This is a genomic window from Kitasatospora sp. NPDC051853, from assembly GCF_044452665.1.
In the GTDB taxonomy this organism is placed as follows: Bacteria; Actinomycetota; Actinomycetes; order Streptomycetales; family Streptomycetaceae; genus Kitasatospora.
This window is the reverse complement of record NZ_JBITBY010000008.1, coordinates 428,724-447,658: the sequence shown is the minus strand read 5'-3', so window position 1 is coordinate 447,658 and position 18,935 is coordinate 428,724. Positions and strand designations below refer to the sequence as shown.

The 18,935-nt window shown below is 72.2% G+C and carries 18 protein-coding genes; 10 read left to right on the top strand and 8 right to left on the bottom strand.

Translation table 11 applies throughout. From position 1 onward, the window contains the following. The first annotated feature begins 44 nt into the window (after window positions 1-44). Complete coding sequence (locus ACIA8O_RS24690) at window positions 45-1,388, top strand: APC family permease (RefSeq protein WP_396296109.1); 1,344 nt, start codon at window positions 45-47, stop codon at window positions 1,386-1,388. A gap of 3 nt (window positions 1,389-1,391) precedes the next feature. Here ACIA8O_RS24690 and ACIA8O_RS24685 read toward each other — a convergent pair whose 3' ends face one another. Further along, window positions 1,392-2,705: a TerD family protein gene (locus ACIA8O_RS24685; protein ID WP_396296108.1), complete on the bottom strand. Its 1,314-nt coding sequence runs from the start codon at window positions 2,703-2,705 to the stop codon at window positions 1,392-1,394. Between the two features lie 293 nt (window positions 2,706-2,998). On the opposite strand from ACIA8O_RS24685, the gene xseA reads away from it, so the two are divergent. Next, a complete protein-coding gene (gene xseA, locus ACIA8O_RS24680) occupies window positions 2,999-4,210 on the top strand; it encodes an exodeoxyribonuclease VII large subunit (protein WP_396296107.1) in 1,212 nt (403 codons plus the stop codon). A 75-nt stretch (window positions 4,211-4,285) separates the two neighbouring features. Here xseA and ACIA8O_RS24675 read toward each other — a convergent pair whose 3' ends face one another. Next, window positions 4,286-5,635, bottom strand: a complete 1,350-nt coding sequence (locus ACIA8O_RS24675; RefSeq protein WP_396296106.1) for a helix-turn-helix domain-containing protein — start codon at window positions 5,633-5,635, stop codon at window positions 4,286-4,288. 232 nt (window positions 5,636-5,867) lie between these two features. Between ACIA8O_RS24675 and ACIA8O_RS24670 the strand changes: the two genes are divergently transcribed. Further along, window positions 5,868-6,038, top strand: a complete 171-nt coding sequence (locus ACIA8O_RS24670; protein ID WP_396296105.1) for a hypothetical protein — start codon at window positions 5,868-5,870, stop codon at window positions 6,036-6,038. 26 nt (window positions 6,039-6,064) lie between these two features. After that, a complete protein-coding gene (gene glgA / locus ACIA8O_RS24665) occupies window positions 6,065-7,252 on the top strand; it encodes a glycogen synthase (RefSeq protein ID WP_396296104.1) in 1,188 nt (395 codons plus the stop codon). A 78-nt stretch (window positions 7,253-7,330) separates the two neighbouring features. Here glgA and ACIA8O_RS24660 read toward each other — a convergent pair whose 3' ends face one another. Then, complete coding sequence (locus tag ACIA8O_RS24660) at window positions 7,331-7,789, bottom strand: hypothetical protein (protein WP_396296103.1); 459 nt, start codon at window positions 7,787-7,789, stop codon at window positions 7,331-7,333. Between the two features lie 385 nt (window positions 7,790-8,174). Between ACIA8O_RS24660 and ACIA8O_RS24655 the strand changes: the two genes are divergently transcribed. Continuing rightward, entirely contained in the window at window positions 8,175-8,495 is a 321-nt protein-coding gene (locus ACIA8O_RS24655; protein WP_396296102.1) for a hypothetical protein, read from the top strand. A gap of 43 nt (window positions 8,496-8,538) precedes the next feature. Here ACIA8O_RS24655 and ACIA8O_RS24650 read toward each other — a convergent pair whose 3' ends face one another. Beyond that, entirely contained in the window at window positions 8,539-9,024 is a 486-nt protein-coding gene (locus ACIA8O_RS24650) for a GNAT family N-acetyltransferase (RefSeq protein WP_396296101.1), read from the bottom strand. Between the two features lie 70 nt (window positions 9,025-9,094). On the opposite strand from ACIA8O_RS24650, the gene ACIA8O_RS24645 reads away from it, so the two are divergent. Together ACIA8O_RS24645 and ACIA8O_RS24640 are read left to right on the top strand one after the other, a co-directional pair. Next, window positions 9,095-9,337 carry an exodeoxyribonuclease VII small subunit gene (locus ACIA8O_RS24645; protein ID WP_396296100.1) on the top strand — a complete coding sequence of 81 codons (243 nt, stop codon included), beginning with the start codon at window positions 9,095-9,097 and terminating at the stop codon, window positions 9,335-9,337. A 161-nt stretch (window positions 9,338-9,498) separates the two neighbouring features. Further along, window positions 9,499-10,089 carry a malonic semialdehyde reductase gene (locus tag ACIA8O_RS24640; RefSeq protein WP_396296099.1) on the top strand — a complete coding sequence of 197 codons (591 nt, stop codon included), beginning with the start codon at window positions 9,499-9,501 and terminating at the stop codon, window positions 10,087-10,089. A gap of 152 nt (window positions 10,090-10,241) precedes the next feature. Here ACIA8O_RS24640 and ACIA8O_RS24635 read toward each other — a convergent pair whose 3' ends face one another. Then, window positions 10,242-10,745, bottom strand: a complete 504-nt coding sequence (locus tag ACIA8O_RS24635; protein WP_396296098.1) for a DUF4245 domain-containing protein — start codon at window positions 10,743-10,745, stop codon at window positions 10,242-10,244. A 231-nt stretch (window positions 10,746-10,976) separates the two neighbouring features. On the opposite strand from ACIA8O_RS24635, the gene glpX reads away from it, so the two are divergent. Then, the gene (glpX, locus tag ACIA8O_RS24630) at window positions 10,977-12,014 is read left to right on the top strand and encodes a class II fructose-bisphosphatase (protein ID WP_396296097.1); all 1,038 of its coding nucleotides are present in this window, start codon (window positions 10,977-10,979) and stop codon (window positions 12,012-12,014) included. Between the two features lie 84 nt (window positions 12,015-12,098). Here the strand turns inward: glpX and ACIA8O_RS24625 are convergent, their stop codons facing one another. Beyond that, window positions 12,099-12,446: a WhiB family transcriptional regulator gene (locus ACIA8O_RS24625; protein ID WP_396296156.1), complete on the bottom strand. Its 348-nt coding sequence runs from the start codon at window positions 12,444-12,446 to the stop codon at window positions 12,099-12,101. Between the two features lie 311 nt (window positions 12,447-12,757). Then, on the bottom strand, window positions 12,758-13,477 hold the full coding sequence (locus tag ACIA8O_RS24620) for a DUF1707 domain-containing protein (protein WP_396296096.1): 720 nt from the start codon (window positions 13,475-13,477) through the stop codon (window positions 12,758-12,760). A 160-nt stretch (window positions 13,478-13,637) separates the two neighbouring features. Here ACIA8O_RS24620 and ACIA8O_RS24615 point away from each other — a divergent pair, with 160 nt between their 5' ends. Beyond that, window positions 13,638-15,305, top strand: coding sequence for a fumarate hydratase (locus ACIA8O_RS24615; RefSeq protein WP_396296095.1), 1,668 nt, complete (start codon window positions 13,638-13,640; stop codon window positions 15,303-15,305). A gap of 58 nt (window positions 15,306-15,363) precedes the next feature. Here ACIA8O_RS24615 and ACIA8O_RS24610 read toward each other — a convergent pair whose 3' ends face one another. Then, entirely contained in the window at window positions 15,364-15,591 is a 228-nt protein-coding gene (locus ACIA8O_RS24610; RefSeq protein WP_396296094.1) for a hypothetical protein, read from the bottom strand. Between the two features lie 178 nt (window positions 15,592-15,769). On the opposite strand from ACIA8O_RS24610, the gene ACIA8O_RS24605 reads away from it, so the two are divergent. Continuing rightward, a complete protein-coding gene (locus ACIA8O_RS24605) occupies window positions 15,770-18,745 on the top strand; it encodes a BTAD domain-containing putative transcriptional regulator (RefSeq protein WP_396296093.1) in 2,976 nt (991 codons plus the stop codon). Window positions 18,746-18,935: the final 190 nt, after the last annotated feature.

The window sequence follows — 18,935 nt, the reverse complement described above, 5'->3', positions numbered from 1 at the left end:
CCCGGATACCGGAGCGGAACGGACAAAAGTGTTCAAATCTGAGCATGAGTGAGCAGGCTGAACGGCCGGGCGAGCTGCGCAGGAGCCTCGGCGTACGGGATCTGATGGTCTACGGGCTGCTGTTCATCGCCCCGATGGCGCCGGTCGGCGTGTTCGGGGTGCTGGACGCCAGGAGCCACGGGGCGGTGGCGGCGGTCTACCTGGCGGCCACCGTGGCCATGGGGTTCACCGCGTACAGCTACGCGCAGATGGTGCGGGCGGTGCCGAGGGCCGGCTCGGTCTTCGCGTACGCCCGGGCCGGGCTCGGCGAGAGCTGGGGCTTCGTGGCCGGCTGGATGGCGATGCTGGACTACCTGCTGATCCCCGCGGTGGCCTACCTGTTCTCCGGGATCGCGCTCAACTCGCTGGTGCCCGACGTCTCCCGCTGGGTCTGGACGGCCCTGGCGGTGCTGGTCACCACCGCGCTCAACCTGCTCGGGGTGCGGACGGCCGCGGCGGTCGGCTTCGCGGTGCTGGCGCTGGAGCTCGTGGTGCTGGCGGTCTTCGTGGTCTCGGCCGTGGTGGTGCTGGTCCGGGACGGGGCCGAGCGCGACTGGCTCAGCCCGCTGACCGGGATCGGCGGCTTCTCGCTCAGCGCGGTGATGGCCGCGGTCAGCGTGGCCGTGCTCTCCTACCTGGGCTTCGACGCGATCGCCTCCTTCGTGGAGGAGGCGGTGGGCGCCTCGGCGGCGGTGGCCCGCGCGGTGCTGTGGTGCCTGGCGCTGGCCGGGGTGCTGTTCGTGGCGCAGACCTACCTGGCGGCGCTGCTCAGCCCGGTGACGCCGGATCAGCTGGCGGCCGACCCGGCCGCGCAGGGCTCGGCCTTCTACGACACCGTGGACGCCTCGGTCGGGCACTGGCTGCAGACCCTGGTGGCGGCCAGCAAGGCGGTCGGGGCGGCCTTCGCGGCACTGGCCGGGCAGGCGGCGGCCGGGCGGCTGCTCTTCGCGATGGCCCGGGAGGGCCGGCTCCCCCGGGTGCTGGCCGCGGTCGACCCCCGGACGGCGGTGCCGCGGCGGGCCCTGCTGACCGCCGCGGCGGTGACCCTGGTGGCGGCGGTCTGGGCGGCGAGCCGGGACGACGGGCTGGACCAGCTGACCTCGGTGGTGAACGTCGGCGCGCTCTCCGCCTTCGGCCTGCTGCACGCCTCGGTGATCGGCTGGTACACCGTCAAGGGCTCGTCGCGGGACTGGTTCCGGCACCTGCTGGTGCCGCTGTTGGGCATGGCGGTGATCGGCTGGGTGCTGGTCGAGGCCTCCCCCACCGCGCAGTGGGTCGGGGCCGTGTGGCTGGCGGTGGGGCTGGTGGTGCTGGTGGTGCAGAGTCCGGCGGTGCGGCGCGGGAGGTGACGGTTACTTGGAGCCGGCGCTCCAGGAGAGGCCCCAGCCGTAGGCCTGGTCGATCATCTGGTGGTTCGACAGCTGCGGGGTGGCCTGGAACCAGCGGCCCTCCCGGTGCACCACCAGGCCCTCGCCGTCGTTCTCCAGCAGCGCGACCACGCAGCTGGTGGCCGGGAAGTCGCAGCCGTCCAGCGGCAGCTCGACCGGCACCCCCGACGCCGGGAAGAGCGTCGCCAGCCCGTTCAGCCCGTTCAGCGGGCGCCCGTCGAAGGCGAAGGCGAAGACCAGCAGGCGCTGGATCTCGGCGGAGCGGTCCAGGTTGATCCACAGGTCCTCGCCGGTGGCCACCGCACCCGTCCGGTCGTCGTTGGCCAGCTGGACGAACGGCGGCTCGTGCAGGCCGCCGAAGCGCTGCCCGATGGCCTGGACGATGCCCGCGCTGCCGTCCCGCAACTGCCAGAGGCAGGCCAGGTCGAGGTCGCGGCTGGCCAACGCGTTGGCGCCCTGGCCCTGGGCGGCGTTGCGGAGCTTGGTCAGCCAGCCGCCGGACTTCTGCGGCTGGGCGGCGGTGGGCGCGGGCTGGGGCGCGGCGGACCAGTTGAGGTTCACCCGGAGCAGGCCGCCGACCGCGCCGTGCTTGCGCAGCGAGAGCTTGGGGGCCTCCTTGGTGAGGGTGATCTTGGAGAGGCTGAGCGGGGCCGCGGGGGCCGCCGGCGTGCCGGGCGGGGCGGCGGGCACCGGCGGGGCAGGAGCCGGCACCGGCGCGGGGTGGCTGGCGGGGGCGGTCACCGGGGCGGGCTCCGCGTCCACCTGGATGCCGTAGTCGGTGGCCAGGCCCGCCAGGCCGGAGTCGTAGCCCTGGCCGACCGCGCGGAACTTCCAGCCCTCGCCCCGGCGGTAGAGCTCGCCGAGCACGAAGGCGGTCTCGGTGGTCGCCCCCGTGTCCTCGAAGCGGACCAGCTCGGCGCCGGTGACGGCGTCCAGGAGGCGGAGGTACAGGCCCGGCAGGGCGCCGAACGGGCCGCCGTCGCTGGAGGCCGCCAGCACCACCGTCTCGACGGCGGGGTCCAGGCCGGGCAGACGGACCGTCAGGCCGTCCAGGACGGAGCCGTCCGGGAGCTGCTGCTTGCCGCCGTGGCGGACGGCACCGGACGGGTCCTGGGGCTGGTTGTAGAAGACGAAGTCGGCGTCGGAACGGACCCGGCCGCCCGACAGCAGCAGCGCCGACGCGTCGGCGTCCGGCACGCCCGGCCCGGCACGCCACCCGAGCTCGACCCGCACCTCGGCCGCCGCCACCGGCACGTTCGCACCCTTGGAGATCGCCATCGCCTCGCCACTCCCCGCAGTTGACACACCGTCGCCCCGGCCAGCGTAACGGCCGACGGAGACGGCCACCCCAGGGGCGCGGGGAGCTGCGCGAATCGGAAGGCGGCCCATCATTGACTGAGGGCGTGCCGGCCAGTTGCACGTGCTGCGGCCCCGACGCAGGGGAACGGCAGCACGTGCAACTGGCTCGCCTGCCCCGACCTCACGCCGGTCCGCCTTCCGCATTCGCGCAGTTCCTCGCGCCCCTGCGGGACGCACCCCGGGAGTCGGTGGGCGGGGATAGCCTCGTCGGTATGGCGAACAGCAGCTCACCCGAGGCGCCGATCCCGGTCGGCAAGGTGTCCGCGCTCATCGGTGGGTGGGTGGACCGGCTGGGGGCGGTGTGGGTGGAGGGGCAGATCACCCAGTTGAGCCGCCGCCCGGGGGCCGGGGTGGTGTTCCTGACGCTCCGTGACCCGGACCGGGACGTCTCACTGACCGTCACCTGCTTCCGGCAGGTCTTCGAGCAGGTGGCCGAGGACGTCCGTGAGGGCTCCCGCATCCTGGTCCACGCCAAGCCGGAGTGGTACGTGGCGCGCGGCACGCTGTCGCTGCGGGCCACCGAGATCCGCCTGGTCGGGCTGGGCGAGCTGCTGGCCCGGTTGGAGCACCTGAAGCGGGCGCTGGCCGCCGAGGGCCTGTTCGAGGCCGGGCGGAAGAAGCGGCTGCCGTTCCTGCCGCACTGCATCGGCCTGGTGACCGGCCGCGACTCGGCCGCCGAGCGGGACGTGCTGGAGAACGCGCGCCGCCGCTGGCCGGCGGTCCGGTTCGAGGTGCGGAACGTGCCGGTGCAGGGGGTCAGCGCCGTGGCCCGGGTGACCGCCGCGGTCGAGGAGCTGGACGGGCACCCCGAGGTGGACGTGATCATCGTGGCCCGGGGCGGGGGCAGCGTGGAGGACCTGCTGCCGTTCTCGGACGAGGGCCTGGTCCGGGCGGTCGCGGCGGCCCGCACCCCGGTGGTCAGCGCGATCGGGCACGAGCCGGACCAGCCGCTGCTGGACTTCGTGGCGGACCTGCGGGCCTCCACCCCGACCGACGCCGCCAAGCGGGTGGTGCCGGACGTCGGCGAGGAGCTGGCCCGGGTGCACCAGCTGCGGGACCGGGCCCGCCGCCACGTCGTCCACCGGGTGGAGCGCGAGGAGGCCGGGCTGGCGGGCGTCCGGAGCCGTCCGGCGCTGGCCTCCCCGTACCGGCTGGTGGACGGCCCGGCGGAGGAGGTGTCCCAACTGCTCGGCCGGGCCCGGAGGGTGCTCGGCCACCGGCTGGACGCCGCCGGGTCCGACCTCGGCCACACCCTGGCCCGGGTGGTGGCGCTCTCCCCGCTGGCCACCCTGGAGCGCGGCTACGCGGTGCTCCAGCGGGCGGACGGCCGCGTGGTCACCGACCCGGCCGCGCTGGCGGACGGCGAGCGGCTGCACGCCCGGGTGGCCGAGGGCGGCTTCGAGGTGACGGTCACTCAGGAGTGACCGCCACCGCCGCGCGGGCCCGCGGTGGGCCCAGCCGCAGTGAGCCCAGCCGCGGTGGGCCCAGCTGCAGTGGGCTCAGCCGCGGTCGATGACGAACTGCTCGGCGGGTGCGGGCATCGCCCTGATGCCGAGCTGGGTGAGGGCCCGCTCGTAGGCCTCCAGTGCCTCCGCCGGGCGGCCGAGCAGCTTCCACAGGTCGCCGGCGTCCCGCCACACCTGGGCGGTGACCCGGGTGATCGGAAGCGGTTCGAGCTGCCGGACGGCCGACTCCAGGGACGCCTGCGCCGCCGCGGTCTCGCCGGACTGGAACTGCGCCCGGGCCAGCAGCACCCGCGCACGGGCCACCTCCTGCTGGCTGTCGTTGCGCAGCAGGCCGAGCGAGCGGCCGGCGTGGGCGAGCGCCTGCTGCGGTTCGCCGCGCCGGAGCTCCACCTGGGCCAGCAGGGCCTCGCTCCGGGCCTGCTCGGTGGCGGTGCCGACCTCCAGCAGGACCAGGTGGGCGCCCTCCAGCGTGGTCTTCAGGTGCTCCAGGTCGGGCGTCTCGTTCTCCAGCACCAGGTAGCCGTAGACGATCTTGAGCATGGCCTGGTGCCGGGAGTTGTCGGTCTCCGCCAGCAGGGCCAGGGCCCGCTCGGTGAGGGCCAGCGCCTCCTTGTGCCGGCCCTGGGAGTAGGCCAGGGTGGCGGCGTTCCAGTAGACGACGCCGCGGGCCACCCGGGAGCCGGTCTCGTCCGCCACGCCCATCAGCCGGTCGGCCAGCAGCCGGGCCTTGGTCAGGTCGCCCCGCCGGTGGTAGCAGCTGATCAGGGTGGAGCCGATCTGCATGTGGTCGTCGGTCACGTCGAGGCCGAGGGCCTCCAACGTCCGCATCGCGCGTTCGCCGATCTCCACGCTGAGCGTCAGGTCGCCGACGTTGCGGTGGCACCGGCAGAGCGCGACCGCCAGCTGGGACCACTCGGCACTGCCGGGCACCGTGCCCGGGTCCTCGAACAGCGGCGTGAGCAGCTGGATCGCCGCCTCCAGCCGCCCCAGCTTCTCCATCGCCAACGCCTGGCCTATCCGGGCCCGGCGCAGCATGGTCTCCCCGAGGAACGGCGCCGAGGCCAGCGCCTCGCTGTAGGACTGGAGCGCCTCGCCGTTGGCACCGTTGCGCACGGCCATGTCACCGAAGGCGATCTTCAGCTCCAGCTCGTGCACCTTGGCGTCGTCGCGACCGGTCCGCAGGTACTCGACGGAGCACCCCACGCGCTCGGCGAGGGTGCGCAGGACCGCCTCGGAAGGCGCGCGCTTCCCGGTCTCGATCAACGACACGTAACTGACCGACAGGTCCGCCGAGGCGAGGTCCTGCTGGTTCAGCCCCTTCTTCTGGCGTAGCTCGCGGAGGCGCTGCCCGATGCTGCCAGCTCCGCTACGTGCTTGCTCCATGGTTCTCCGGTCGCCTGGTTGTGACCCGATGGCCAGCCTTGAGGGATGCCCGCTTGACTGTCGTTTTTACAGAATCTACCAGCCCCCGCCAAGACCGTCGGCTGGCTTTGTTAGGTATCCGTCAGGTGGCGACACCTCCTGTCGATTCGATTGACAAGGACTGTCAAACGGGATTGACTCTGAGAGTCAACAGCAGTCGACCTCACTCGAAGGCAGCCGAGCAGTCATGCGCATGCCCAGGATCCTCGTCCCCGTCGCCCTCTCCGTGGCGACCCTCGCCGGTCTGGCCCTGGCCTCCCCCGGCACTCCCGCCGCCGCACCGCCCGGCACCGGCAGCGGCAGCTCCGCCGTCGTGACCTCCCCTTCGCCCACCCATCCGCTCGACCCGCCGGACTGCTGCTGAGCCGCCGCCCCCAAGGAGAACCCACCATGCGTGTCGACCTTCTGACCAGGCAGTACCCCGCCAAGTCCGACGGCGGCGCCGGCGCCCACACCACCGAGCTGACCAAGGCGCTGCGCCGCCTGGTGGACGTCCGGGTGCGGTGCTTCGACTCCGGGGCGGCCGGGCCGGACACCTACTCGTACCGGGAGCCGGGCAGTCCGAGCGAGTCCTCGGCCCTGCAGTTCCTCAACGCCGGGCTCGGGATGGCGGACGACTGCTTCTCCGCCGACGTGGTGCACAGTCACACCTGGTACACCAACGCCGCCGGGCACGTGGCCGGCCGGCTGTACGGCATTCCGCACGTGATGACCATGCGCAGCCTGGCCACCGACCGGGCCGACGAGTCCGAGCAGGCGGGCGGCGAGCACGCCCTCTCCGACTGGATGGAGCGCGCCTCCGCCGGCGAGGCGGACGCCCTGATCGCCGGGTCGGCGGCGCTGCGGGAGGACATCCTGGCGGCGTACCCGGAGGTGGCGCCCGAGAAGACCCAGGTGATCCACAGCGGGATCGACACCGAGCTGTGGCGCCCGGACCCGCGGACGGCCGAGCTGGAGCAGCTCGGGGTGGACCCGGAGCGGCCGTTCGTGCTCTTCCTCGGCCGGCCGACCAGGCGGCGCGGGCTGGTCCACCTGCTGCGGGCCGCCGCCGAGTTCCGGCCGCAGGCGCAGCTGGTGCTCTGCTGCGAGGGCCCCGGCGCGCCGGAGACCGAGCGTGAAGTGGCCGCCCTGCTGGAGGAGTTGGAGCGGCTGCGGTCCGGGGTGATCCGGATCGACGGCGCGCTCGCCCAGCCGAGCCTGCGTCAGCTCATCGCGCAGGCCACCGCCTTCGTGCAGCCCTCGCTGCGGGAGCCGACCGGTGCGGTGAACCTCAAGGCGATGGCCTGCGGCACCGCCGTGGTGGCGACCGCGGTCGGGGCGGTGCCGGAGATCGTGGCGCACGGCGACACCGGACTGCTGGTCCCCTACGAGCAGCGGGCCGACGGCAGCGGCGATCCGGTGGACCCGCTGCGACTGGCGGCCGACCTGGCCACCTCGGTCAACTCGCTGATCGACGACCCGGAGCTGGCGGAGCGCCTCGGTGCGGCCGGCCGGCGGCGGGCCGCCACCGACTTCCGCTGGGACGACGCGGCGGCGCGGACCCTGGCGGTGTACCAGCGGCTGACCGCGGACTCCTGAGCACCGCCCTGGCCGCTACCGGACGGCGGTTCCGGCCGGCGCCCCCACTGACCCGTCGAACCGTTACCCGGAGCGGCGTCAGCAAGTCAGCGGGGGCGCGGCGGAAATTATCGGCCAGCCCCGATTCCTGGCATATTCCGCCAAGTCCGGGTCCCCTCCCAGGACTCGGGGATTACCGACCACGCCGAGGGTCCCCAGTGAATCATGATGATCGCCATAGGCGAAGCAGCGGCTGGCGTCGAGCCCGAGTTTGGCCATAGCCTCGACGACCGCCCAGGATTTGCTCTCGCCGGCACCGATGGCAATCCGCAGGCAATCCCGCCCCGGCGGGGCCGACTCGGTGGCGTCCTCCCCCCACACGCCGTCGGCGGGGCCGGACAACAGGTCCACCCCCGCCTCGGCGCGCAGCAGGACCAACAGATCACCGGCGCTCCGATGGCTTTCCAGCGCCACTCTGGCGACCTCGAAGGACTCCCAGGAGTTCAGAGCGAGATCGAAAAAAGCCGCGCGCCGAAGGTCTTCCCCCATGTCCCCCACGCCCCCGGTTCTGCTATATGCCGCCACTAGTGGCTGCCCGAAGATTAGCGCACTGGGTGATCAACTGGCCACGGTACGTCTCCCGATTCCACGTGGTGAACGGCATGGCGGTCGCCTAATTCGGCATGAGACCGGCATTCATCCCACGGGGATGAAATTGCCCAACTCCCCCCAACTGGGGTAACGCCACTGTCCAGTCACGAGTCAATCACGACCGGCGAAACCTACCGACCGGGCGGATTTGTCATGGACATACTGTGACCGGAAGGGCCCCCAAGCTGGGCACACGCCCGACGGCCGTCCATGACACGGATATTGACAGAGGGTCAACTCGGCAGTTGACCCGCCGCCCGACCACGGGCGCGCAGCCAGGGAGGGATCCGCGATGTCCCCAGGTTTCACCGAGTTCCTGCTCGCCCTGCAGGACGACGACACCATGCTCCGCCGCTACCGCCTGCAGGACCTGCCCGCCCTGGTGGTGTCCGCCCGGGCCGAGGGGTTCGCCTTCACCGGCGAGCAGGCCCGGTCGGCCGTGCTCACCCTCGAACTGGCGGTGGCGCTGGAGCACGAGCGCAACGGGGTGAACAGCGCCGAGCGCCTCTGGCGGGACCGCTGGGGCACCACGTACCTGGAGTACCTGGTGGACAGCGTGGCGGGCCGGTTCACCGAGCCCGAACTGCACCGGCTGCTGGCCGGGGTGTCGTGACGTCGGCCGCCGGGGCGTCGGCCCCACCGCCGGAGCGGCCCCGTCACTGCCGGAGCAGCTTCGTCCGGGAGAGCGGGATCGAGTGCTCGTGGAAGCCCAGGTCGCGGTAGAGCGGCTCGGCGCCCTCGGTGGCGTGCAGGTCGATCCGGGTGGCCCGGCGGGCGTCGAACCACTCCAGCAGGGCGGCGGTGCAGGCCCGGGCGTAGCCGCGGCGGCGGTGGCCGGGGTCGGTGCAGATGTTGAAGACGAAGCCGAACAGGCCGTCGGGGTGGCCGGGCGCGGGGAGCCGTTGCTCCAGGGTGCCGACGGCACAGGCGGCCAGCCGGCCCGGGCGCCCGGGGTCGTCCACCACGAAGGCGGGCATGGTGAGCTCCTGCGGCGGCGCCGCGAGCCGCTCCCGGAGCACCGTCTCGGCGGTGGCCTCCCACTCCCCCGGCGCCGCGGCTCCGGACATCGCTTCGAACATCAGCGCGCGCAGCCGCACCAGTTCGGCGGCGTCGGCGGGGGTGGCGGTCCGTACGGTGATCATGGCGCGCAGGGTAGTCCCCGACGGGCGGAGCCGGCAGCCGATTGTCGCGACGGGAGCCTAATCTGACGACATGACAGAGTCTGCGGGGAATGACGGCGACAACGGCCTGGGTTACGAGCAGGCGCGCGATGCTCTTCTGGACGTGGTCCGCCGGCTGGAGGCCGGCGGGGTGCCGCTGGAGGAGTCGCTGGCGCTCTGGGAGCGCGGCGAGGAGCTGGCGAAGGTCTGCCAGCGGTGGCTGGACGGCGCGCGGGCCCGGCTGGACGCGGCGCTCGCCGCCGAGGAGGGCTCCGGGGGTGCGCCGGGGGAGTGAGCGGGTGGTGCCCGAGGGGCCACTGTGAACTCCATGTGACACAGGACACCACTGAGTTGCGGAATTGTTTAAGTTTCACCTAACGTTGAACTCGTACGAACGGCGCAACACCGGCTGTTCGCAAGCTTCCGTTGTTCCCTTTCCGCATGAGGTGGACTGCAATGACCCTGGTTCTCGACGCCGCCGCTCAGGACCTTCTGTTCCGCGAGGCCCGCACCGCCAACACCTTCACCGACGAGCCGGTCACCGACGAGCAGGTCCAGGCCATCTACGACCTGGTCAAGTACGCGCCGACCTCGATGAACCAGTCGCCGCTGCGCATCGTCCTGGTCCGCTCGGACGAGGCCCGCGCCCGCCTGGTCTCGCACCTCGGTGACGGCAACAAGAAGAAGACCGAGGCCGCCCCGCTGGTCGCCATCCTGGCCGCGGACCACGACTTCCACGACGAGCTGCCGAAGCTCTTCCCGCACTTCCCGGCCGCCAAGAGCTTCTTCGAGGAGGTCGAGGGCCGCACCGCTTCGGCCCGCTTCAACGCCTCGCTGCAGCTCGCCTACTTCATCATCGGCATCCGCGCGGCCGGCCTGGCCGCCGGCCCGATGACCGGCTACGACGCCGACGGCCTGAACAAGGACTTCTTCGGCGACGGCAAGCACTCCGTGCTGGCCGTGGTGAACATCGGCAAGCCGGGCGAGGACGCCTGGTTCCCGCGTTCCCCGCGCCTGGAGTACGACGAGGTCGTCACCACCGTCTGACCTCCCGTCAGCGGTTGACCGGGTGCACGACACCCGGTGCACGACAGGAGCCCCCGGCCACTCGGCCGGGGGCTCCTCCGTCGTTCCGACGCGGGATCGGTTCCGCGGGACCAGCTCCGCGAGGTCACCCGAGCAGGGTCACCCGGGCGGGGTCACTTGAGCGTGCGGGCGAACCCGGTCAGTTCCTCGTACGTGGCCGTGCCGGTGACCACGGTGGTGGCCCCGCCGGTCCTCAGCACCAGGCCGCGGTAGGACTTGCCCTGGTAGCGCTGCCACTCCTGGCCCTCCACCGAGACCGCGCCGTCGGGCTTGGCGCCCTCGACCACCTCGGCCACCGCCTTGTCCGGCTCGGCGACCCGCTGCTCCACCGCGATGTACTGGCCGGAGGGGGTGACGAAGCCCAGGTGCCAGGCGGCACTGCCCTTGGCCCCGCCGTCGTAGCTGACCGAGGTGGCCTTCCAGTCCGCGCCCAGGCCCTCGGGGGCCAGCACCGGGTACGGGGCGGCGCGCTTGGCCGAGGCCAGCGTGGAGCGGTAGTCCACCGCCTTCATCCCGTCGCCCTCCGAGTGCGGGATGAACAGGTACCCGAAGAAGACCACGACACCGACCGCCAGCATCGACAGGACCATGTCCCGTACCGTCTGCCGGCCTCTCATGCTGCTTTTGCCTGCCACCCCCACATGGTGACCCATGCCCCCCGGACTTCGGACAACCGGGGTGCACTCCGGCGGGTGAACCGGGACGGAACCGGACGGAACACCCGGTCACCGGGGGTGCGCCACAGACAGTCATCTGATGGACGGATACGATCGCAGGACCCTCATCACGGCGTTCGACCAGGCAAGCTGTCGGGCGCTCTGGCCGTCGCGTACAGAGAGGTAACGACGATGACCGCCCCGCACAGCAATTTCCCCAGCTCCCTGGTGGTGGCCCCGGAGGCCCCCGACCGCAACCTCGCGCTCGAACTCGTCCGGGTCACCGAGGCCGCCGCGATGGCGGCCGGCCGCTGGGTCGGCCGTGGTGACAAGAACCGCGCCGACGGCGCCGCCGTGAAGGCGATGCGCACCCTGGTCTCGACCGTCTCGATGAACGGCATCGTCGTCATCGGCGAGGGCGAGAAGGACGAAGCCCCGATGCTCTACAACGGCGAGCGGGTCGGCGACGGCACCGGTGCCGAGTGCGACGTCGCGGTGGACCCGGTGGACGGCACCACGCTGACCGCCAAGGGCATGGCCAACGCGGTCGCCGTCCTGGCGGTGGCCGACCGCGGCACCATGTTCGACCCCAGCGCGGTCTTCTACATGGACAAGCTGGTGGCCGGCCCCGAGGCCGCCGAGTACGTCGACATCACCGCCCCGGTCGCGGTCAACATCCGCCGGGTCGCCAAGGCCAAGGGCACCGCGGTCGAGGACGTCACCGTGATGGTGCTGGACCGCCCGCGCCACGACACCCTGGTCCGGGAGATCCGCGAGGCGGGCGCCCGGATCAAGTTCATCTCCGACGGCGACGTGGCCGGCGCGATCATGACCGCCCGCGAGGGCACCGGCGTCGACCTGCTGATGGGCGTCGGCGGCACCCCGGAGGGGATCATCGCGGCCTGCGCCATGAAGTGCATGGGCGGCGTGATCCAGGGCAAGCTCTGGCCCAAGGACGACGCCGAGCGCCAGCGCGCGCTGGACGCCGGCCACGACCTGGACCGGGTGCTCACCACCGACGACCTGGTCAGCGGCGAGAACGTGTTCTTCGTCGCCACCGGCATCACCGACGGCGAGCTGCTGCGCGGCGTCCACTACCGCTCGGAGACCGCCACCACCAGCTCGCTGGTGATGCGCTCCAAGAGCGGCACCATCCGGGAGATCCACTCCACCCACAAGCTGTCCAAGCTGCGGGCCTACAGCGCGATCGACTTCGACCGCGCCAACTGAGCCCGGTACGGAGCGGAGGGGCGGCGGCTCCCCGGGCACGTCCCGGCGCCGCCGCCCTGACCCTCCGTCAGCCGGACCGCCCGGTCAGCCCGCTATCCGCCGGGCGGCCGGGATCCGGCGCTCGCCGTCCCGGCGGCGGCGCCGGGACAGCACCACCCGGCGCTCGGCGGCGGTCAGCCCGCCCCAGACGCCGTACGGCTCCGGCTGGTTGAGGGCGTGCTCGCGGCACTCCAGCAGCACCGGGCAACGGGCACAGACCTGCTTGGCCTGCTCCTCCCGGGAGAGCCGGGCCGCCGTGGGCTCCTTGGACGGCGCGAAGAACAGCCCCGCCTCGTCCCGGCGGCAGGCCGCGCCGGTGTGCCAGGGGTTGTCGTCCTGGGAGTCGAGCCGCTGCACCACCACCACGGGGGAAGAGGCGGCGTGGGCCGCCACGGAGACGGCTCGGGGGCTGGACTCGATCGGATGCAGCACGGCTTACTCCTGACGAGGCTCAAGACTCGGGGTAAAAGGGCTCCCTGCCCGGCTGCCCCGCAGCGACCCCGCGCACGCGTCGGGTCGGACCCGAACCTCAGCCGCCCCCGGGGTCACAGCCGTACAAGAAACGATGTGCGTCTGGAACTACCCCGCCGTAACCCGGTTCATGCACACCGCATGCGCATGACTACGGACTGCACTCGCCGCGGCGCCGGGTGCCGACCCCACGGGTGACGCCCCGTCGGACCGGCACCGGCCAACTGCCGTGCTCAGCCCTCGAGTTGCTTGCGCACCCACTCCTTGAGCTTCTTGCCGCGGCGCGGCTTGGCGCTGCACCCGCCGAAGATCGCCGCCCCCTTGACCCGGACCACCGGGGCGTACGGGTCGGCCACGGTCTGCTCCTTGACGTCGAAGCCGCCGAACAGGCCGAGCCCGCTGCCGTGCAGCGAGACGTTCTCCGGGACCCTGACGTCCACCCCGCCGAACATCGCGAAGACCTCGATCTCCACCTCGGGGGATTCGAACACCGCGTCGGTGAGGTCGATCTCCACCCCACCGAACAGCGCGACCGCGCGCAGCTGCGAGCCCACCCGCCAGCGGCCCTTCCTGGCCGCGCCGCCGAAGATCGCCACCACGGTGGGCGCCTCGGCCCGGGCCGGGGGCGCCGGCGGGCGCTCGGCGGCCGGCTGCGGCTTGGCCGTGGAGACCTGGGCGGCCGGGCCGGCCGGGGCCGGCAGGTCCCGGGTGAGCGGCACCAGATCGCCCAAGGTCTTGGCGCCGTAAGCGAGTTCGATCCGCTCGGAGTGCTCCTCGACGGTCAGCCGGCCCTCCGCGTAGGCATCCCGGAGCAGCTCGGCGACCCGCTCGCGGTCGGCGTCGGAGGCGCGCAGCTCGGCCTCGGTGACGGGGGCCGGCGAAGGGACGGGTGCGGGTGCGGCGTCCACCGGACGCTTGGTCAGATCGGCCTTGGACGGCTCGGAGTTCTCCACGTTCCAAGCCTAGTCACCGGAGGTCTGTTCGAACCGGCCTTATGACCAAGTCGTAGTGACTCCGGTCACGCAGGCTCACCTGCGCGCACCCACCGCCGCGGGGGCACCTAACCTTGAGGGTGCTTCGTCGACGCAGCCGGATCAGTTAAGGACCTCCCCCATGGCTCCCACGCCAGAGTTCGCCTACTCCGACCTCCTCCCCCTCGGCACGGACCCGACCCCGTACCGCAAGCTGACCTCCGAGGGCGTCAGCGTGGTGGAGGCCGCCGGGCGCCGCTTCCTGCAGGTCGAGCCCGAGGCCCTGCGCCTGCTCACCGCCGAGGCGATGCACGACATCTCGCACTACCTGCGCCCGGACCACCTGGCCCAGCTGCGCCGCATCCTGGACGACCCGGAGGCCAGCCCGAACGACCGCTTCGTGGCGCTGGACCTGCTGAAGAACGTCAACATCTCGGCCGGCGGCATCCTGCCGATGTGCCAGGACACCGGCACCGCGATCGTGATGGGCAAGCGCGGCCAGAACGTGCTGACCTCCGGCGGCGACGAGCGCGCCATCGCGCAGGGCGTCTTCGACGCGTACACCAAGCTGAACCTGCGGTACTCGCAGATGGCCCCGGTGACGATGTGGGACGAGAAGAACACCGGCAACAACCTGCCGGCCCAGATCGAGCTGTACGCCACGGACGGCGACGCGTACAAGTTCCTCTTCATGGCCAAGGGCGGCGGCTCGGCCAACAAGTCGTACCTGTACCAGGAGACCAAGGCCATCCTCAACGAGGCCTCGATGCTCAACTTCCTGGAGCAGAAGATCCGTTCGCTCGGCACGGCGGCCTGCCCGCCCTACCACCTGGCGATCGTGGTCGGCGGCACCAGCGCCGAGTTCGCGCTGAAGACCGCCAAGTACGCCTCCGCGCACTACCTGGACTCCCTGCCCACCAGCGGTGACGCGGCCACCGGCCACGGCTTCCGCGACCTGGAGCTGGAGGCCAAGGTCACCGAGCTGACCCAGAAGATCGGCATCGGCGCGCAGTTCGGCGGCAAGTACTTCTGCCACGACGTCCGGGTCATCCGCCTGCCGCGGCACGGCGCCTCGCTGCCGGTCGCGATGGCCGTCTCCTGCTCGGCCGACCGCCAGGCGCTGGGCAAGATCACCGCCGAGGGCGTCTTCCTGGAGCAGCTGGAGACCGACCCGGCCAAGTACCTGCCGGACACCACGGACGAGCACCTGGACGACGAGGTGGTCCGGATCGACCTGAACCGGCCGATGTCGGAGGTCCGTTCGGAGCTCTCCAAGTACCCGGTCAAGACCCGGCTCTCGCTCACCGGCACGCTGGTCGTCGCCCGCGACATCGCGCACGCCAAGATCAAGGAGCGGCTGGACGCGGGCGAGGGCATGCCGCAGTACATGAAGGACCACCCGGTCTACTACGCCGGCCCCGCCAAGACCCCGGAGGGCTTCGCCTCGGGTTCGTTCGGCCCCACCACGGCCGGGCGGATGGACAGCTACGTCGACCAGTTCCAGGCGGCGGGCGGCTCGATGGTCATGCTGGCCAAGGGCAACCGGTCCAAGCAGGTCACCAAGGCGTGCAACGAGCACGGCGGCTTCTACCTGGGGTCGATCGGCGGGCCCGCGGCGCGGCTGGCGCAGGACTGCATCAAGAAGGTCGAGGTGCTGGAGTACCCCGAGCTCGGCATGGAGGCGGTCTGGCGGATCGAGGTCGAGGACTTCCCGGCCTTCATCGTGGTCGACGACAAGGGCAACGACTTCTTCGCCGAGGTCACCGACGGTCCGTTGATCACCAGCCTGCGGGTGCGTTCGGCGGAATAAACGGCGAGTGCCCCGCCCCACCTGTGAGGTGGGGCGGGGCACTTGACGGAAATGTACGTTACGGGCGGTTCGTGATGTTCCCGAGCGGCTCGTAACCGCCGTCCTTCTTGGGCTTCTCCGCCTCGGGGGCGACCTCGGTCTCGGCGGTGTCGGCCGCCAGGTCCTCCAGCACCTCGAGGAGCTGCGCGTCCGGCTCCACAGCGGTGAGGGTCTGCTCGACGGGGGCGGTCTCGGCCACCGGCTGGGCCTCGGTCTGGGTAGCGGTGGTGGTCTCGGTCTCGGCCATGACGCCGCCTTTCGAATAATCAGATCAGTCGGCCCGGACGGACGGGTCAGGGCGTGCGCCCAGTATCGTAGGGCCCGCTAAATGTCTTATAAACATCCCGAGGCCCGTCCACTTCTCCAACGTTTGCCCGCTTGCTCATAAGCTGGCGCCTCACCTTGGCCATCATCGGGGGAATTCCATGGAGCTTGAGCAGCAGCCACCCACGCTGCGCTTCCAGGTGCTCGGCCCCGTGCAAGCCTGGCGCGGGGAACAACCCCTGTCCCTCGGCTCGCCGCAGCAACAAGCCGTGCTGGTCGCTCTCCTGCTCAACCAGGGTCGTCCGGTCACCACCCAGGACCTGGTCGACGGCCTCTGGGGGGACCGCCCGCCGCCACAGGCCGTCGCCGCGCTGCGGACCTACGTCTCGCGACTGCGCTCGCTGATCGAACCCGATCGCGAGGTGCGTGCCCCCGCCGAGCTACTGATTTCGGTCAGCGACGGGTACGCCCTGCGCATCCCGGGCGAGGCGCTCGACCTCTCGGTCTTCGAGCGCGAGTTCACCCGCGCCGCGCTCGCCAAGGCCGGCGGCGACCACCGGGAGGCGCACCGCCTGCTCGCCGCGGCCCTGGAGCTGTGGAGCGGACGACCGCTGGCCGGCATCCCCGGCCCGCACGCCGAGGTGCACCGCACTCGACTGGCTGAGCGTCAGGTCGCCGCGTGGGAGGAGCGCTGCTCCTCCGCCCTGGAGATCGGACTGCACGCCGAGACCGTCTCCGAGCTGAGCTCGCTCTCCGCCGAACACCCGCTCCGCGAGCGGCTGCGCGAACTGCTGATGCTCGCCCTGTACCGCTGCGGCCGTCAGGCGGAGGCGCTCGGCGTCTACACCGACACCCGGAAGCTGCTGATCGAGGAGCTGGGCGTGGAGCCCGGTGCCGGTCTGGCCGCCATGCACGCCCGCATCCTGGCCGGCGACCCGACCCTGATGCCGGCCCGTACGGCGGCCGGACGGGCCGCCGAGCCCGAGGACGAGGCCGCCGTCTTCGTCCCGCCGGCCCAACTCCCGGCAGACGTTTCGGACTTCAGCGGACGAACCGAGCTGGTGAACGAACTGCGCGACGTGCTGCGCAGCGGTTCCGGTCAGGCCGTGGTGGTCACCTCGCTGGCCGGTATCGGCGGTGTCGGCAAGACCACCCTGGCGGTCCACCTGGCGCACAGCATCCGCTCGGAGTTCCCGGACGGACAGCTCTACGTGGACCTCCGCGGCCCGGGTGCCTCCCCCGCCGACCCGGCCGTGGTGCTCGGCGACTTCCTGTACGCGCTCGGAGTCCCGGAGACCCCGGACACCCTGGAGCAGCGCGCCGCGCTCTACCGCTCGCTCCTGGCCGACCGGCGGATGCTGATCCTGCTCGACAACGCCAAGGACGCCCGTCAGCTGATGCCGCTGATCCCGGGCGTCTCGGGCAGCGCGGTGCTGGTCACCAGTCGGTCCCGGCTGGCCGAACTCCCCGGCGCACACCTGGTGGACGTGGAGGAACTCACACCCGAGGAGGCGCTGGCGCTGTTCTCGGCCATTGTCGGGGAACAACGCGTCATGGCCGAACCCGAGGCCGCGCTGGCCGTGGTGACGGCCTGTGGGTTCCTGCCCCTGGCGGTCCGGATCGCGGCCGCCCGGCTGGCCAGCCGCCCGCGCTGGAGCGTCTCGGACCTGGCCCGGCGGTTAGCGGACCAACGGCGCAGGCTGCACGAGCTCCAGCTCGGCAACCTGGCCGTCGAGACCACCATCGGCCTCGGCTACGGCCAGCTGCTGCCCGACGAGGCCCGTGCGTTCCGGCTGTTGTCGCTGGTCGACTCCCCCGACCTCCCGCTGGAGGCCGTTGCCGCCCTGCTCGGCACCGACGAGGAGCAGGCCGAGCAACTGGCCGAGGCGCTGGTCGAGGCCAACATGCTCGAGTGCTTCACCCCCGGCCGCTACCGGTACCACGACCTGCTCCGGCTGTTCGCCCAGCGGCAGAACGAGAAGCTGCAGGACTTCCCGGAGCAGCACGCCGCCCTGCTCCGGCTGCTCGACGTGCTGCTCGCCACCATGCGGCACGCGGCACGCACGATCGAGCCCGACGACGTGCTCTCCGAGCCCCTGCACCAGCCCGCGTCAGCGGGGGTCCCGCTCGCGGACGGCGCGGCGGCCCGGTCCTGGCTGCGCTCCGAGCTCGCCCTGATGCTGAGCAGCATCGAGGCGGCCGTCCGGGAGCCGCACGAACTGCTGCGACCCGCGGTGGACCTCCTCCTCGTGCTGAACAGCCTGATCGAGGATCCGACGCACGGTCAGCGGATCCGGATCGCGCTCCAGGCGGCCGAGAGCAAGGCCCGCCCGGAGTCCGACGCCGCGGCCATGGCACGCATCCGGCTGGCCCTGGGCTTCCTCCAGCACGTCGCCGGTGAGTACCAGAACGCCGAGCGGTCGCTCCGGCAGAGTCTGGAACTGCAGGGCCCCGACGACCGGACCCACCTGCGGGCCTCGGTGACCAACCTGCTCGCGGTGGTGCTCAGCCTGTCCGACCGGTCGGCGGAGGCGCTGCCGTTCTTCGAGCAGGCCCGGGCCATCAGCCGGACCCTCGGCGCCACCATCAGCGAGGCCAGGTTGCTCGGCAACATGGCGCGGGCCCACCTGGACCTCGGCCAGCAGGCGGACGCGGTCCGCTCCGCCGAGGCGGCGGTCGACGCCGCGCGCCACTCGGGCAACGCGCCGTGTCTGGCCGACACGCTCTACCAACTGGGTGTCGTCCTGCGCTCGACCGGCTCGCCGAGCGAGGCGGCCGCGCACCTGTGCGAGGCGCACAAGCTCTACCAGTCGCAGCAGCACCGCCTCTGGGAGGGGTTCTCGCTCGCACGGCTGGCGCCCTGCCTCCTGGCGAGCAATCAGCTCATCGAGGCGGTCGAGGCGGCCGGCGAGGCGCTGGCGATCGGTCAGGAGCTCGACGCCGCCTACTGCCAGGGCCTGGCCAACGCCGCGCTCGGCGAGGCCCTGCTGAAGCTCGGTCAGCCGGCCCGTGGGCTGGCCTGTCTCCAGGAGGCGCTGGCCGTCTTCACCCGGCTCGGTGTGCCCGAGGTCGTCCCCGTACAGGACCTCATCCAGCAGCAACAGCACACCGAGCCCACCGCACCCCCCGCGCCGTGACGCCTGCCCCCCAGCAGGTCCCCCGTCGTTGCGTCAGCGCTCCCGCAGCCCCCCGGCTGCGGGAGCGCCTCGACGCTTCCCCGGCGCTGAGACCACTCTGGCAGGCCCCGATTGACAACCAATAAACGCCGTCCGCCAGGGCTCCGTCAGGTCCGGGGGCGGACCCCGTCGGAACCTCCCCCGGCTCGCC

Excerpts from the sequence above, each read along its gene's own strand:
- ACIA8O_RS24690 (WP_396296109.1), top strand. The coding sequence starts at position 45 with ATGAGTGAGCAGGCTGAACGGCCGGGCGAGCTGCGCAGGAGCCTCGGC.
- ACIA8O_RS24685 (WP_396296108.1), bottom strand. The coding sequence starts at position 2,705 with ATGGCGATCTCCAAGGGTGCGAACGTGCCGGTGGCGGCGGCCGAGGTG.
- xseA (WP_396296107.1), top strand. The coding sequence starts at position 2,999 with ATGGCGAACAGCAGCTCACCCGAGGCGCCGATCCCGGTCGGCAAGGTG.
- ACIA8O_RS24675 (WP_396296106.1), bottom strand. The coding sequence starts at position 5,635 with ATGGAGCAAGCACGTAGCGGAGCTGGCAGCATCGGGCAGCGCCTCCGC.
- ACIA8O_RS24670 (WP_396296105.1), top strand. The coding sequence starts at position 5,868 with ATGCCCAGGATCCTCGTCCCCGTCGCCCTCTCCGTGGCGACCCTCGCC.
- glgA (WP_396296104.1), top strand. The coding sequence starts at position 6,065 with ATGCGTGTCGACCTTCTGACCAGGCAGTACCCCGCCAAGTCCGACGGC.
- ACIA8O_RS24655 (WP_396296102.1), top strand. The coding sequence starts at position 8,175 with ATGTCCCCAGGTTTCACCGAGTTCCTGCTCGCCCTGCAGGACGACGAC.
- ACIA8O_RS24650 (WP_396296101.1), bottom strand. The coding sequence starts at position 9,024 with ATGATCACCGTACGGACCGCCACCCCCGCCGACGCCGCCGAACTGGTG.
- ACIA8O_RS24645 (WP_396296100.1), top strand. The coding sequence starts at position 9,095 with ATGACAGAGTCTGCGGGGAATGACGGCGACAACGGCCTGGGTTACGAG.
- ACIA8O_RS24640 (WP_396296099.1), top strand. The coding sequence starts at position 9,499 with ATGACCCTGGTTCTCGACGCCGCCGCTCAGGACCTTCTGTTCCGCGAG.
- ACIA8O_RS24635 (WP_396296098.1), bottom strand. The coding sequence starts at position 10,745 with ATGAGAGGCCGGCAGACGGTACGGGACATGGTCCTGTCGATGCTGGCG.
- glpX (WP_396296097.1), top strand. The coding sequence starts at position 10,977 with ATGACCGCCCCGCACAGCAATTTCCCCAGCTCCCTGGTGGTGGCCCCG.
- ACIA8O_RS24615 (WP_396296095.1), top strand. The coding sequence starts at position 13,638 with ATGGCTCCCACGCCAGAGTTCGCCTACTCCGACCTCCTCCCCCTCGGC.
- ACIA8O_RS24610 (WP_396296094.1), bottom strand. The coding sequence starts at position 15,591 with ATGGCCGAGACCGAGACCACCACCGCTACCCAGACCGAGGCCCAGCCG.
- ACIA8O_RS24605 (WP_396296093.1), top strand. The coding sequence starts at position 15,770 with ATGGAGCTTGAGCAGCAGCCACCCACGCTGCGCTTCCAGGTGCTCGGC.